At 68.6% G+C, this 14,285-nt stretch carries 10 protein-coding genes; 4 read left to right on the forward strand and 6 right to left on the reverse strand.

Annotated elements, in window-relative coordinates:
• Nucleotides 1-604 precede the first annotated feature (604 nt).
• Nucleotides 605-6,268, forward strand: a complete 5,664-nt coding sequence (locus ADBZ9K_RS23195) for a beta strand repeat-containing protein (RefSeq protein WP_526624610.1) — start codon at nucleotides 605-607, stop codon at nucleotides 6,266-6,268.
• A gap of 11 nt (nucleotides 6,269-6,279) precedes the next feature.
• On the opposite strand, the gene ADBZ9K_RS23200 is transcribed toward ADBZ9K_RS23195, so the two are convergent.
• Both ADBZ9K_RS23200 and cwsA read right to left on the reverse strand, forming a co-directional pair.
• Nucleotides 6,280-7,638 (reverse strand): L-serine ammonia-lyase, encoded by a 1,359-nt coding sequence (locus ADBZ9K_RS23200; protein ID WP_526624611.1) that lies wholly within the window; start codon nucleotides 7,636-7,638, stop codon nucleotides 6,280-6,282.
• A 2-nt stretch (nucleotides 7,639-7,640) separates the two neighbouring features.
• Nucleotides 7,641-8,072: a cell wall synthesis protein CwsA gene (cwsA, locus tag ADBZ9K_RS23205; protein ID WP_526624612.1), complete on the reverse strand. Its 432-nt coding sequence runs from the start codon at nucleotides 8,070-8,072 to the stop codon at nucleotides 7,641-7,643.
• A gap of 88 nt (nucleotides 8,073-8,160) precedes the next feature.
• Between cwsA and ADBZ9K_RS23210 the strand changes: the two genes are divergently transcribed.
• Entirely contained in the window at nucleotides 8,161-8,706 is a 546-nt protein-coding gene (locus ADBZ9K_RS23210) for a peptidylprolyl isomerase (RefSeq protein ID WP_526625594.1), read from the forward strand.
• A 10-nt stretch (nucleotides 8,707-8,716) separates the two neighbouring features.
• Here the strand turns inward: ADBZ9K_RS23210 and ADBZ9K_RS23215 are convergent, their stop codons facing one another.
• Both ADBZ9K_RS23215 and crgA read right to left on the reverse strand, forming a co-directional pair.
• Nucleotides 8,717-9,130: a PH domain-containing protein gene (locus tag ADBZ9K_RS23215; RefSeq protein WP_526624613.1), complete on the reverse strand. Its 414-nt coding sequence runs from the start codon at nucleotides 9,128-9,130 to the stop codon at nucleotides 8,717-8,719.
• A gap of 156 nt (nucleotides 9,131-9,286) precedes the next feature.
• Nucleotides 9,287-9,568 (reverse strand): cell division protein CrgA, encoded by a 282-nt coding sequence (gene crgA / locus ADBZ9K_RS23220; RefSeq protein ID WP_526624614.1) that lies wholly within the window; start codon nucleotides 9,566-9,568, stop codon nucleotides 9,287-9,289.
• A gap of 49 nt (nucleotides 9,569-9,617) precedes the next feature.
• On the opposite strand from crgA, the gene ADBZ9K_RS23225 reads away from it, so the two are divergent.
• Both ADBZ9K_RS23225 and ADBZ9K_RS23230 read left to right on the forward strand, forming a co-directional pair.
• Nucleotides 9,618-10,409, forward strand: a complete 792-nt coding sequence (locus ADBZ9K_RS23225) for a DUF881 domain-containing protein (protein WP_526624615.1) — start codon at nucleotides 9,618-9,620, stop codon at nucleotides 10,407-10,409.
• 27 nt (nucleotides 10,410-10,436) lie between these two features.
• The gene (locus ADBZ9K_RS23230; RefSeq protein ID WP_526624616.1) at nucleotides 10,437-11,135 is read left to right on the forward strand and encodes an aminodeoxychorismate/anthranilate synthase component II; all 699 of its coding nucleotides are present in this window, start codon (nucleotides 10,437-10,439) and stop codon (nucleotides 11,133-11,135) included.
• Here ADBZ9K_RS23230 and pknB read toward each other — a convergent pair.
• Together pknB and ADBZ9K_RS23240 are read right to left on the reverse strand one after the other, a co-directional pair.
• Complete coding sequence (gene pknB, locus ADBZ9K_RS23235; RefSeq protein WP_526624617.1) at nucleotides 11,119-12,999, reverse strand: Stk1 family PASTA domain-containing Ser/Thr kinase; 1,881 nt, start codon at nucleotides 12,997-12,999, stop codon at nucleotides 11,119-11,121. The genes ADBZ9K_RS23230 and pknB overlap by 17 nt on opposite strands.
• On the reverse strand, nucleotides 12,996-14,276 hold the full coding sequence (locus ADBZ9K_RS23240; protein WP_526624618.1) for a protein kinase domain-containing protein: 1,281 nt from the start codon (nucleotides 14,274-14,276) through the stop codon (nucleotides 12,996-12,998). The genes pknB and ADBZ9K_RS23240 overlap by 4 nt, the downstream gene beginning before the upstream one ends.
• Nucleotides 14,277-14,285: the final 9 nt, after the last annotated feature.

Here is a 14,285-nt window from a genome sequence, read left to right on the forward strand (position 1 = left end):
GCGCGCTGCGGTAGGTCGGCATCGACTCGCTGCGGGAGCGGTCCGGCCGGTCGAGGATCCGGCGGGCCGGTGGACGCTCGCACCGGTGAACCGGTCGACGCCGCAGGTGGGTCGAGTCGGCGCGTTGGCGGTCGCACTCGGAGTGGGTGTCGTCATCGTCGGAGTGCCTGCGGTAGCGGCAGCCGACACCGGCACTGAAAGCACGGCGGGGCCTGGGTCAGCCGGGACGGGTTCGTCTGCCGCGCCGTCACACAAACCGCGGCCGGCCCCCGGCACGGGCAATCCCGGCACGCCCCCTGCCGACGCCTCAGGCTCCGCCGGTGACACCTCGCCCGCCACCAAGGGACGAAGCGGCCGCGCACCGAATGCCCCGGGCACCGCCGGCTCCGCGGCAGACACGCCGACGGCTAAGCGCCGCACACCCGGCCGGAAGTCGACTGCAAGCCAAGCCCCCCAGGCCACCACCCCCGCGAGCTCCCCCGTCCCCGACTCCGCCGCGGTGGCAGAAACGCCGGAGGCCAATGGCGTCGCAGAACAACCGGTATCGACTGCTGGAGGTGATAGCGGAGCCGCCGGCGTGGGGTCCACGACGGATCCACAAGTCGTGACCGTTCCGGCGGCGACGACGCAGCCGGCGGTGATGACGGCCGACCCGCAAGGGGCGCTGTCGGGTGCGAACAGTGGCCTGCCCGCGTGGCTGGGCGGAGGCAGCGATCCCGGCGCACCGGTCGGGGCACCGCTGGCGTGGGCGGCCCTGGCGGTCAGTAGGCGGGAACGGTCCCGCACCGCTGCCAGGACCCCGCCGGCGGCCCGCACCACCACCGCGGGACCATCCGATCCCGATACGAGCACCAGCGATGCGGCGGTCAGCCAGCTTCCGGCGGCGGCGTCACGAGCGGTCGCGGTTGACCCGCTCACTGCCCTCGTTCGGATCTTCATCGGTGACGGCACAGCCGACCATCCCGACGCCGGCATTCTGTTCGGCAATGGCTACAGCTACACAAGCTACGGCGGCGCATGCACCAGCGGCGCATGCAACGGGGGCAACGCCGGCCTGTTTGGCAACGGCGGTGACGGTTTCAACGGCGGTGCCGGCGGCGCCGCGGGCTGGTTCGGCAACGGTGGTGCCGGTGGTGCGGGTGTCTCGGCTGTCAACGGCGGCGCCGGCGGCAACGGCGGCCGCGGGGGCCTGTTCTTCGGCAACGGCGGCCGCGGTGGTGACGGCGCGGCGGCCGATGGCGCCACAGGGGATGGCGGGCGCGGTGGTGACGGCGGTAGTGCCGGAATCTTCTCGCTGCGCGGGTCGGGTGGCGCTGGCGGCAACGGCGGAAATGGTGGCACAGTCAGCGGAACCGGCGGCCGTGGCGGTAACGGTGGCAACGGCGGGCTGGTGTTCGGCGACGGCGGGGCCGGCGGCAGTGGCGGTGACGGGGCCGACGCCGGTGGTGCCGGCGGATCCGGTGGCCGCGCGGCACTGCTGTTCGGCAACGGCGGCGACGCCGGACGTGGTGGCGAATCGACCGTCAAAACCACCGACCCGGTCAATGGCACGCCCGGAGTGGGCGGGCTCCTGTTCGGCCACGGCGGAGCGGCGGTCGTGCCGCCCGCCGCAGCCGCGGCGACAGAACTGCTCACGCCCATGGCGATGGATCTCGGCGGCTGCGGTGTGGACCCGATCTGCTACGCCCTGGAGGCCCTCCAAGGGCCGATCACCGATGCCATTGAGGCACTGGCCATTTCGTTGTTCCCACCGTTGGCGTTGCCCCAGAACGCCGCAGTCCTTGCCCTCATTGGAGCGGGCGGCTTCACACTCCTGAGCGCCCTGGTGGAAGGCAACCTGGGTCTCGTCCCGCCGACGATTCAGTCGCTGGCCACCAACCCTGCCTTCCTCACCTGGGTGTCGTCGGAAGTGGCGGGCCTCGACTCGATCAAGACGTATCCCGATGACGTCAAGGCGACGATTGGGAACGCCGCGGCCTACTTCGTCCAGGTGACGTTGGGCAACACCGATGTCACCAATGCGCTCATTCCCGTCTTCCAAGCCGTCACGCTGCCGACGAGCATCCTGGGTCTTGTCGACTGGCTCTACAACTTCGTCGCGTCCGGCTTCAGCTTGAAGAAAACCCTTGCCGCGATGATTGGCGCACCCGTTCAGGCCGCGCTGACCACCTACTTCCAGGATCCGAAGGTCCAGCAGGGCATCGACCAGGGCGCCACGTCTGCCATCGGTGTCCTCTTCGGCAGCAATACCCAAAGCTGGATGACGCCGACGAGCTCGACGGCACTTGCGGATTATGCCGGGCAGGCGCTCGCAGAAGCGTTGTTCGGCAAAGACAGCTCTGCGACCGGTCCGGCCGGTTCGATCGTGAGCGCTGCGGTGAGCACCTTGATGGGTTCCGTCCAGAGCACCGTGGTATCGGCTGTTGGCACGGCGATTCTCACCTTCATGCAGCAGCCTCAGATGAACGGCATTCTCGCCACGTTGGCGGTGAACCAACTGCTCTCGGCATTGGACGGCGATCTCTTGCCGGCGCCACCACTGGCACCGCTGCAGTCCGCCGCGAACACCACTCTCGTCAACTTGGTGACCACGCTGTTGGGTAGCACCACCGTCACCGGTGCCGTGAATACCGCAGTGACGGCTGTGGTTTCCGGGTTGGCCGGGAATTCGGCGGTCCAAGCCGCCGTCAACCAGCAGGTGTCCACGCTGGTCTCAACGCTGCTGGCTGGCAACCCGATCGCCGGGCCGGTCAGCTCGGCGGTGGGACAGGCTGTAGCCGGGTTGCTGGCCAATACCGCCGTCAGCGGCGCGTTGGCTACGGTGCTCGGTGGCCTGCTGCCGGACTTCCTGGGCCAGCCGGGTCTAATCAGCACACTGGCGAACGCGGCCGGGCAGATCGCGGTGGTCTATCTCGACCTCGCCAGCCAAACCCACCCCAAGGTGGACGATCCGTTCGGAAAGGCGGTGGCGCAAGTACTGGCCACACTGCAGCAGAGCACGGTCATCCAGAACGCGGTCTCTGCAACGACTTACGACACGGTCAACGACCTACTGACGGACTCGGGCATCTGGCAGGCGCTGGGTGGTGTGGCGTCGAGCCTGGTGAGCCAACTGGCCGCAAATGCGTCGGTGCAGCAGTATGCCGGCGCTCAGGTGACCGCCGTGGTGGCGTCGCTGTTGGCGGGGAATCCGAACGCCGGCCCCGTCAGTGTGGCTGTGGGCCAAGCCGTTTCGACCCTTCTCGCGAATCCGACGGTGAGCGGTGGGTTGGCGACGCTGGTGGATGGGTTGCTGTCGACGGTGTTTGGCCAGCCGGGTGTCGCGGCGGCGTTGGCGAACGCGGCCGGGCAGGTCGCTGCTGCGGTGGTGGCCGGTCAGGATGTCTCGACAGCGCTGGCGGCTGCGTTGGCCACCGTGCAGGCCAACACCGACGTCCAGCACGCCGCCCAGGTGGTCACCGCGACCCAAGTCCTTGCAGTACTGACGGATTCAAACCTGTGGCAGGCGGTCGGTGGCGCGATCACCACGCTGATCAACCAACTCGCGACCAACTCCGCAGTGCAGCAGTACGCGGGCAATCAGGTGGCAGCGACCATTGCGTCACTACTGGCCGGCAACCCGATAGCCACCCCGGTGAGCCAGGCGATAGGCCAAGCCGTGAGCAGCCTTCTGGCCAACTCGGCGTTCACCGGCGCGCTGGCCGGAATCGTGGGCGGCATACTGCCCGACCTACTCGGTGAGCCAGGCCTGTCGGCGGCGTTGGCCGGCGCGGCCGGGCAGATCGCTGCCGCGGTGGTGGCGGGCCAGGATGTGTCGGCGGCGTTGGCGGCGGCGTTGGCCGCCTTGCAGGCCAACACCGACGTGCAGTTGGCCGTTGGTGCGACCACCGCCTCCACTGTGGCGCAGCTACTCTCGGATCCGGTCGTGTGGCAGGCGGTCGGTGGCGCGGTCACGACGTTGGTGAATCAGCTGTTGGGTGATTCGGTGGTGGTGCAGTACGCCGGCGACCAGGTGGCCGCGGTGGTGGCTTCGCTGTTGGCGGGTACACCGATCGCCGACCCGGTGAGCCAGGCCGTTGGTCAGGCGGTGAGCGGTCTGATCGCCAATCCTGTGGTCAGTGGCGGACTGGCGAGCTTGCTAGGTGGGTTGTTGCCGACGGTGTTCGGCCAGCCGGGTGTGCCGGCGGCGTTGGCGAAGGCGGCCGGGCAGATCGCTGCCGCGGTGGTGGCGGGTCAGGATGTGTCGGCGGCGTTGGCGGCAGCGTTGGCGACTCTGCAGGCCAACATCGATATCCAGCACGCCGCTGAGGCGGTCACCTCGGCGGGAGTGCTTGCAGCACTGTCTGATTCAACCGTGTGGCAGGCGGTCGGTGGCGCGGTCACTGCGTTGGTGAATCAGCTGTTGGGTGATTCGGTGGTGGTGCAGTACGCCGGCGACCAGGTGGCCGCGGTGGTGGCTTCGCTGTTGGCGGGTACACCGATCGCCGACCCGGTGAGCCAGGCCGTTGGTCAGGCGGTGAGCGGTCTGATCGCCAATCCTGTGGTCAGTGGCGGACTGGCGAGCTTGCTGGGTGGGTTGTTGCCGACGGTGTTCGGCCAGCCGGGTGTGCCGGCGGCGTTGGCGAAGGCGGCCGGGCAGATCGCTGCCGCGGTGGTGGCGGGTCAGGATGTGTCGGCGGCGTTGGCGGCAGCGTTGGCGACTCTGCAGGCCAACACCGATATCCAGCACGCCGCTGACACCGTCGTCACCATCGCCATGACGGCCATGCTGTCCGATGCCGCCGTTTGGCAGGCAGTTGGCAGCACCGTGACGACCCTTGTCAACCAACTTGTCGGCAACACCGCCGTGCAGCATTACGCCGGTGATCAGGTGGCCGCCCTGGTTGCTTCGGCGCTGGCCGGCAGCCCGATCGCCGGGCCGGTGAGCGAGGCCGTCGGTCAAGCGGTGCAGACCTTGCTGGCCGCACCCGGAGTCAGCACCGGTCTGGCCGTCGTGATCGGCTCGGTGCTGCCAGAATTGTTTGCCCAGCAGGACGTTCCCGCCGCCCTGGCGGATGCGGCGGGCCAGATCGCCGCGGCCTTGGTCGCCGGGCAGGACCTGGGTCCGGTGCTGTCCACGGTGCTGGCCGAGCTGCAGGCCAGCCCGGCCATCCAAGCCGCGTTGCGCACCACCATCGCCGCCACCCTCGATTTGGTCAACACCACCCTGCTGAGCATTCCGTCGGTTCAGCAGGCACTGGGCTCGATCGTCACGACACTGATGACCGAACTCGCCGGCAACCCGATCTTCCGGACCGCCATCGGCCAGGAGCTCGGTCCGCCGCTGGGCAGCGCTGTCGTTGCACTGCTGGCCAATTCGGCGGCCGTCGACGTGGTGGCAGGCGGGCTCGGCTGGGCGGTCACCCAATTCCTCGCCTACCCCGGCTTCAGCACCGCCCTCACCGGCGCCATCGATCAGTTCGCCGATGCCGTGCTTGCCGGCACCGACGTGTCTGTGGCGCTGCAGCAGGCATTGGCAGCGCTGCAAGCTAACCCGGCCTTCACGGCCGCGGTTATCGCCATCATCCCCAGCTCGATCCGCGAGATCCTGAGCAACCCCGAGCTTCGCCAGGCCGCCGGTGTGGCAGCGGCACTGGTCGTGCTCAACCTGCTCAAGGACGCCGGGATCACCAATGAGTTCCTTGACGGAGTCGCCGCCCAGGTCACCAAGGTTTCGGTGATCGCCCTGCTGGCGAAGACGGCGATTGTGAACCTTGCCAACAAGATCGTCGTCGACATCGTCACCGGAACCCCGCTGAGCCAGGTCAAGGACATCCTGATCCATGCCATTCTCCGGCAACCGGACGTGCAGATCGCCGTGGGGATGTCGGTGGGCGAGGGAATCGGATCCCTGTTCGGGGACAACATCTTTGGTTACGTGATCGGCACGGCCGCAGGCCTTTCGCTGACCCTGACCCTCGGCATCATCGGGGGTCTGTCGGGGCTGTTCATGAACCCCACCGGTCGAACGCACGTCCGACCCGATGTCGGCTGGCAGATCAGCGCCGCGGCCCTGCAGGTCAGTGCCGCCGGCAGCCGATACACCGAGGTGTTATGCGGAAGTCGCCTCGTGTGCACCGCCGAGCAGTCCGATTCGGTCGACATCGCCGTGGTTCTCGACGGGGTGGAGGCCGCGCCGGTCCTTACCGCCTTCACCTGGCGGTTGGAGGGCTTGGTGGTGACGGCGCAGTCAGCAGCGAACGGGACAACCGCACACGCCGTCGCCTGACCGACCCGGTCTCAGCATTCCACGACGTTGAGGGCCAAGCCGCCGAGCGCGGTTTCCTTGTACTTGTCGGCCATGTCGGCGCCGGTGTCGCGCATGGTCTTGATGGCGGTGTCCAGGCTGACGAAGTGGGTGCCGTCGCCGTGCATGGCCAGCCGTGCCGCGGTGATCGCCTTGACCGCGGCCACCGCATTGCGCTCGATGCACGGAATCTGAACCAGCCCGCGCACCGGGTCGCAGGTCAGTCCAAGATTGTGCTCGATGCCGATCTCGGCGGCGTTCTCCACCTGGGCCGGCGAACCGCCGAGCACCGCCGTGAGTCCGGCAGCGGCCATCGAGCAGGCCGAGCCCACCTCGCCCTGACACCCCACCTCTGCACCCGAGATCGACGCATTCGCCTTGAACAGCACACCAATTGCGGCCGCGGTCAGCAGGAACCGCACCACGCCCTCGTCGTCGGCACCGGGGACGAACCGGGTGTAGTAGTGCAGCACGGCGGGAATGACGCCGGCCGCCCCGTTGGTCGGCGCGGTCACGACCCGCCCGCCGGCGGCGTTCTCCTCGTTGACCGCCAGCGCGTACACGGTGACCCAGTCCATGGCGTAGAGCGGGTCGTCGGGGTTGGTTTCGAGCTGGGCGGCCAACTGGGCGGCCCGTCGCCGCACCCCTAGCCCGCCGGGCAGCACGCCACGGTGGGTGAGCCCGGCGGCCACGCACTCCTGCATCACCGACCAGATCCGCAACACTCCCTCGTGCAGATCGGGATGCCGAGCCAGGACGCGTTCGTTGTCGGCCATCAGCGCGGCGATGCTACACCCGCGGTCGACGGCCAATGCCACCAATTCCTTTGCGGTAGCGAACGGATACGGCACCTGCGCGGGTCCGGCAGGTGGTGCGGCGGCCTCGTCCTCGTCGACCACCGCGCCGCCGCCGATGGAGAAGTAGGTCCGTCGATCCAGCACAATGCCGTCGGCGCCGAAGGCTTGGAAAGTCATCCCGTTGCTGTGAAAGTCCAAGCGCTGCAGGCTCATTGCTACATCGGTGTCGATCCGGAAGTCGATCGCCCGGCTGCCGGCCAACACCAGCCGGCCGCCGTCGTGCACCGAATGAACCAGCCGCGCCACCCGAGTCGGGTCGACGGTCTCCGGGTCGGCGCCGGTCAGGCCGAGGACCACCGCACCGATGGTGCCGTGGCCGGTGCCGGTCGCCCCGAGCGAGCCGTACAGCTCCACCCGCACCCGGTGCACCGTGTCGAGCAGACCCGCACCGGCCAGCCGGGCGGTGAAGCGAGCAGCCGCACGCATCGGCCCGACCGTGTGCGAACTGGACGGTCCGATTCCGATGGAGAACAGGTCGAAGACGCTGACAGCCACGGCTACGGCTTGGGCGCGACCTCGACGCTGGGCGGCAGCGCAGAGGGCTCGGGCTGTGCGGACCGGCGCGCGATCGTCACGGCCACCGTGCCCCCGACCAACGCCGCCAGCCCCAGGAAGCCGAACACGAACAGCCGGCGCCGGCGGCGATGCGGGGCTTTGCGGGCGTCCTGCAGGGCCTGCGGCAGCTCGGCGACGACCTGCTTGACCGCGGCGGCCTCCTTGGCGATGCCCTCCTGGGCGGCGGCCAGCCGCTCGCGGGCAACCCGGGCTTCGCGGGCGCGGCGGCGCACGCCGGCAGCAGCCGACTCCGCCGAATGCACACTGATGCCGACCACGCCGCGGGTGATGTCCACCGGACCAACCGCGGTGTAGTGCAGCCCCCGCGTCAACCGCTCGCGCGACGTGAGTTTGGGTTCGGTCTTGCGGCCCATGTGATCCTCCCTGCCCTGGCGGCTGTTCGTCGCCTCAACACTGCCACAGCAGCCTGGGGGTGGCCGCGAGATGGGCCACACGACGGTGGTGGCACACTGGGATCCCGTGACGAGCTCCATTGCGACCGCGACAGCGACCCTGCACACCAACCGCGGCGACATCAAGATCGCCCTGTTCGGTAACCACGCCCCCAAGACCGTCGCCAACTTCGTCGGTCTGGCTCAGGGCACCAAGGAGTACTCCACGGAGAACGCCTCGGGCAGCACCTCCGGACCCTTCTATGACGGCGCGGTCTTCCACCGCGTCATCGATGGCTTCATGATCCAGGGCGGCGACCCGACCGGCACCGGCCGCGGCGGCCCGGGCTACAAGTTCGCCGACGAGTTCCATCCCGAGCTGCAGTTCGACAAGCCCTACCTGCTGGCGATGGCCAACGCCGGGCCGGGAACCAACGGCTCGCAGTTCTTCATCACCGTGGGCAAGACCCCGCACCTGAACCGTCGGCACACCATCTTCGGCGAGGTCGTCGACCCCGAGTCGCAGAAGGTGGTCGACGCCATCGCCACCACGGCCACCGACCGCAATGATCGGCCCACCGAGCCGGTCGTGATCGAGTCGATCACCGTCTCCTGAGACCTAGGCGCTAGCCTGCGTAACCCGCCTGGGTCAGCGCGTCGAGCACGCTGAGCGGATCGGTACCCAGATCCCACCGGCTGAGCACGATCAGCCGGTCAGCGGCGGTGTCGATCTCGAGCAGCCGAACTTTGCGACCGATCCGCCGGAACTCGGTGATCCGGATCAGCGAGATGTCGGCGCGGCTGAGCGTCTGGCTGCGAAACCAGCCTCGGTAGAGCAGCCCGTCGGGGGTGATTGCCAGCCGGGGTTGCGCTCGCCATGATCCGAGCGCGAAGGCGAACAGACCGAGCGCAGCAATCCCGGTGAGAGCGCGGCCGGGAGCGTCTGTGACGACGGTCACACACGCGATAGCCATGAGGATTCCCGCGACGCCCAGACCTGCGATCGCCGCCGTCTTGGGCGCCCATTCAGTTTGCTGCATGGGATCCTCCGGGGCCCTCACCGTGGCCGATGGAGTTATCCACAGGCGCTATCAACAATGGGGATGAATCACACGCGTGTGATTGGATTACCAGAAGGTTGCCAGTCGCAAAACGGTGATTGCCCAGCACGGATCCAGTAAGGTGTCCGCCGCTGGTCAGCGCCACCGCATCGTCAGCAACAGGCCGGTGATCATGAACGCGAACGCAATCGCGTAGTTCCACGGCCCCAGATTCGCCATCCACTGCAGCACGCTGGGCGTGTCATATCCGGAGGCGGCCAGCTGGAAGACCAGCAGCCAGGCCAGCCCAATCAGCATCAGGCTGATGAACAGCACGACGAACCACACGCTCGACGGCCCGGCCTTCACCTTGACCGGGGTACGGCTGACCGGCTTGACGGCGAAGTCGTTCTTCTTGCGAACCTTGGACTTGGGCATGGGTACCTTCGGGACGGGAATCGGTGCGACGATGGTGCGCAGATCGACTATGAGATTAACGCAGCGACGCCGCGACCAGACACATCCGGCCCCAGCGACGACGGACGCGAGGCGTTCGCCGTGGCGATTCGGGGTCCCGGTGGTGTGCCTGCTGGCCGGGGTACTGCTGGCCACCACCCACGGCGTGTCCGGTGGCGGCGAGATCCGCCGCAGCGATTCACCCCGGCTGGTCGACCTAGTCCACGAAGCCCAGAGCTCCGTGGACCGGCTCAGCGGGCAGCGGGACGCGCTGGCAGCCCAGGTCGACTCCGTCCATGGCGCCTCGGCCGGTACCGCGCTGGCGGCGATGCTGGCCCGCGCCGATGAGCTGGCCGACGACGCCGGGCTGGATCCGGCCCACGGCCCCGGGCTGGTCGTGACGCTGTCCGATGCGCAGCGCGACGCCAACGGGCGTTTCCCGCGCGACGCTTCCCCTGATGATCTGGTGGTCCACCAGCAGGACATCCAGGCGGTGCTCAACGCACTGTGGAGTGCCGGCGCCGAGGCCATCCAGATGCAGGACCAGCGGATCATCGGCACCTCGGCGCCCCGCTGTGTGGGCAACACGCTCCTGCTCAACGGGCGCACCTACAGCCCGCCGTACACGATCACCGCGATCGGCGACGCGTCGGCGATGCAGGCCGCGCTGGCCGTCGCTCCCCTGGTGACCCTCTACAAGCAATACGTGGTCCGGTTCGGGCTCGGCTACAGCGAGCAGGTACGCGGGGACGTCACCGTCGCCGGATACACCGAACCGGTGCGGATGCGCTACGCCCAGCCGGCCGGTCCGGTCGGCTACTGACCCGATCGCCCCAGGTAACCTGACCTGGTGAAGGTCTTAGTCGTCGACAATTACGACAGCTTCGTGTTCAACCTCGTCCAGTATCTGGGCCAGCTTGGGGTGGACGCGCAGGTCTGGCGCAACGACGACGCCCGTTTAGGCGGGGAGGCCGAGATCAACACCGTGGCCGCCGACTTCGACGGGGTGCTGCTCAGCCCCGGGCCGGGTACCCCGGAGCGGGCCGGTGCCTCGATCCCTCTGGTTCGCGCGTGCGCGGCGGTCGGGACGCCGTTGCTCGGGGTCTGCCTGGGTCACCAGGCGATCGGGGTGGCCTTCGGCGGCACCGTCGACCGGGCGCCCGAATTACTGCACGGCAAGACCAGCACGGTGTATCACACGAATGTCGGTGTGCTGCATGGTCTTCCGAATCCGTTTACGGCGACCCGCTACCACTCACTGACCATCCTGCCCGAGACGGTGCCCGCCGAGTTGGAGGTGACCGCCCAGACGAAGGGCGGCGTCATCATGGCGGTGCGCCACGTCGAGCTGCCCATCCACGGCGTGCAATTCCACCCGGAGTCGATCCTCACCGAGGGTGGTCACCGGATGCTGGCCAACTGGCTGGGCTACTGCGGGCAGGCGCCCGAGGAGACGCTGGTGCGGCGCCTCGAACAAGAAGTCGCCGACACCGTGCGGCACGCGCTAGGCGGGCAGGAGCCCTCCCTGGCGGCTACGACGCAAAGCTGAGGGTGATCGTCGCCCCGAAGTTCACGCCGGTACCCGCCGCCGGGCTCTGGGTGACCACGGCATTGGAGCGCTGACCACTGTTCTGCACGTCGGCACCCTTGTCGAGCGTGCCGGTCCAACCCAGCCCGCGCAGCCGCGGCTCGGCATCCGTCCAGAACATGCCCCGTAGATCCGGCATGACGAACTGGTTGCCCTTCGAGACCTGGATCTGGATCACGGTGTCCTGGGGCACGACCTGCCCGTTGGGCGGATCGGTGCCGACCACCTGACCGGATGGCTGGGTGCTGTCGGTGGGGACCGGCAGGGTCTTCAGGAAGCCGGATGCGGTGAGAATCTGCTGGGCCACGTCGATGGTCTGGCCGGCGACCACCGGAACTTCGGCGGTCTGCGGCCCGGATCCGACGACGATCGTGATCTCGTTGGTGATCGCCGAGGTCTGGTTGGCCGGCGGGACGGTGGACAGCACCTTGTCCTTCTGCTCCGGCGTCGAGGCCGACGTGGTCTGTTTGAACTTGCCGAACCCGGCGTCGGTGAGCTTCTTGACGCACTCGGCGTAGCTCTGCGTGGAGCAGTCGGGCAGCTCACGCTGCTCGGGGCCGGTCGAGACGTTGATGGTGATCTCGTCACCGGCGCTGGCCGAGGTGTTGGCCGCCGGGTCGGTGTCGATGACCTTTTCCGGCGGGACGGTGTTGTCCGGCTTCTGCTGGGTGCGGATCTTGAAGCCCTTGTTCTGCAGGGCGGCGATCGCATCGGCCGAGGCCTGCCCGCGCACATCGGGCACCTGCACGTTGCGGGGGCTGCCGCTGACCATGTTGATCGCGATGGTCACCACCACGGTCAGAACGGCCAGCACGGCGACGGCGATCAGCCAGCGCCCGATCGACCCGCCGGCGCGGTCGTTGTCGACGAACGTCCCCTGGCGGGGAATCTGCTCGGTGGCGTCGCGGTGGGACGGTCCCGGCGCGGCGTTGAGCAATGAGGTCCGCTCGGCGGCGCTGAACACCTTGGGTGCCTCGGGGGCGTCGCCGTTGTGCACCCGAACCAGGTCCGCGCGCATCTCGGCGGCGGTCTGGTAGCGGTTGTCGGGGTTCTTGGCCAGCGCCTTGAGGATGACGGCGTCCAGCTCGGGTGAGATGCCGGCATGTTTCTGCGATGGCGGGATGGGGTCTTCGCGCACGTGCTGGTAGGCCACCGCGACCGGCGAATCCCCGACGAACGGCGGCTCACCGGTCACGATCTCGTAGAGCACGCAGCCCAGCGAGTACACGTCCGAACGCGCGTCCACCGGCTCACCACGGGCCTGCTCCGGCGACAGGTACTGGGCGGTGCCGATCACCGCGGCGGTCTGGGTGACGCTGTTGCCGGCGTCGGCCAGTGCCCGCGCGATGCCGAAGTCCATCACCTTCACCGCGCCGGTCTTGGAGATCATGATGTTGGCCGGCTTGACGTCGCGGTGGATGATGCCGTGCTGGTGGCTGAAGTTCAGGGCCTGGCAGGCGTCGGCGATGACCTCGATGGCCCGCCGCGGCGGCATCGGCCCGTCGGTGTGCACGATGTCGCGCAGCGTCACGCCGTCGACGTACTCCATGACGATGTAGGGCAGCGGCCCGTTAGCCGTCTCCGCCTCGCCGGTGTCATAGACCGCCACGATCGCCGGGTGGTTCAGCGCCGCCGCGTTCTGGGCCTCGCGGCGAAACCTCAGGTAGAAGCTGGGGTCGCGGGCCAGGTCGGCGCGCAGCACCTTGACCGCCACATCACGGTGCAGCCGGGTGTCGCGGGCCAGGTGCACCTCGGACATGCCACCGAAGCCGAGGATCTCGCCGAGCTCGTAGCGGTCGGATAGATGCTGGGGTGGGGTGGTCATCGCGGTATCTCGTCGTGTCGATCGGGCTGGGTCAGCGCCGGGATGGCGACGCTGACAGCGGTGAATCGGAAGATCCCGATCTGTTCTTCAGGATTACCGCTACGTGGCCCATCCGTCCAACCCGATGGGGCGGACTGGGCCGTCGGGGTGATGGTGTCGGTGACCGTCTGCTCGACGGGTTTGTTGTCCTTGCGGTCACGGTCGGCGAGCACGATCAGGATCGCGCTGATGATCGCCAGGGCGCCCAGCACCCCGGCCGCCCACAGCAGGGCCCGCTGGCCCGAGGAGAACGTGCGCCGTGGCGGGGGCGGACGGTGGCTGCCGGTGGTGGCGCGTGGCCGCATGCCGGTGGCGGGCGCGGGGACCGGCATCCGGGGGGAACTGCCCGGGATCGCGGCGGGGGTGGCCCGGATGGTCGGGGCGGAGTTGGGGCGCGGCGGCCGGCGGCCGGCCCGCACCGCCGCCACCGCGTCGGCGAACTGACCGCCGTTGCGGTAGCGCATGCCGGGGTTCTTCACCAGGGTGATCTCGATCAGTTCGCGCACATTGGGCGGCAGATCGGCCGGCAGTGGTGCCGGGGTCTCCTTGATGTGCTTCATCGCCACCGTCAGCGCGCCGTCACCGGTGAACGGCCGCTTGCCCGAAACGGCTTCGTAGCCGACCACTCCCAGCGCGTACACATCGCTGGCGGCGCTGGCGTCATGTCCGAGTGCCTGCTCGGGGGCGATGTACTGGGCGGTGCCCATCACCATGCCGGTCTGGGTGACCGGGGCCGCGTCGACGGCCTTGGCGATACCGAAGTCGGTGAGTTTCACTTGGCCGGTCGGGGTGATGAGGATGTTGCCGGGCTTGACGTCGCGGTGTACCAGCCCGGCGGAGTGGGCCACCTGCAGCGCCCGGCCGGTCTGCTCCAGCATGTCCAGCGCATGCCGCAACGACAACCGGCCGGTGCGCTTGATCACCGAGTTCAGCGGCTCGCCGTTGACGAGTTCCATCACCAGGTAGGCGGTGCGGCCCTCGCCGTCCATGTCGGTCTCGCCGTAGTCGTGCACGGCCGCGATGCCGGGGTGGTTGAGCATGGCGACCGTTCGTGCCTCGGCGCGGAACCGTTCGACGAATTCGGGGTCGGAGGAGAACTCCTGCTTGAGTACCTTGACCGCGACCCGCCGGCCCAGGCGGCTGTCCACGGCTTCCCAGACCTGGCCCATACCGCCGGTGGCGATCAGCCGTTGCAGGCGGTATCGACCCGACAGGGTCACTCCGACGCGGGGGCTCATTGCTTGCCT

Source organism: Mycobacterium sp. (assembly GCF_965229265.1).
Taxonomy (GTDB): domain Bacteria; phylum Actinomycetota; class Actinomycetes; order Mycobacteriales; family Mycobacteriaceae; genus Mycobacterium.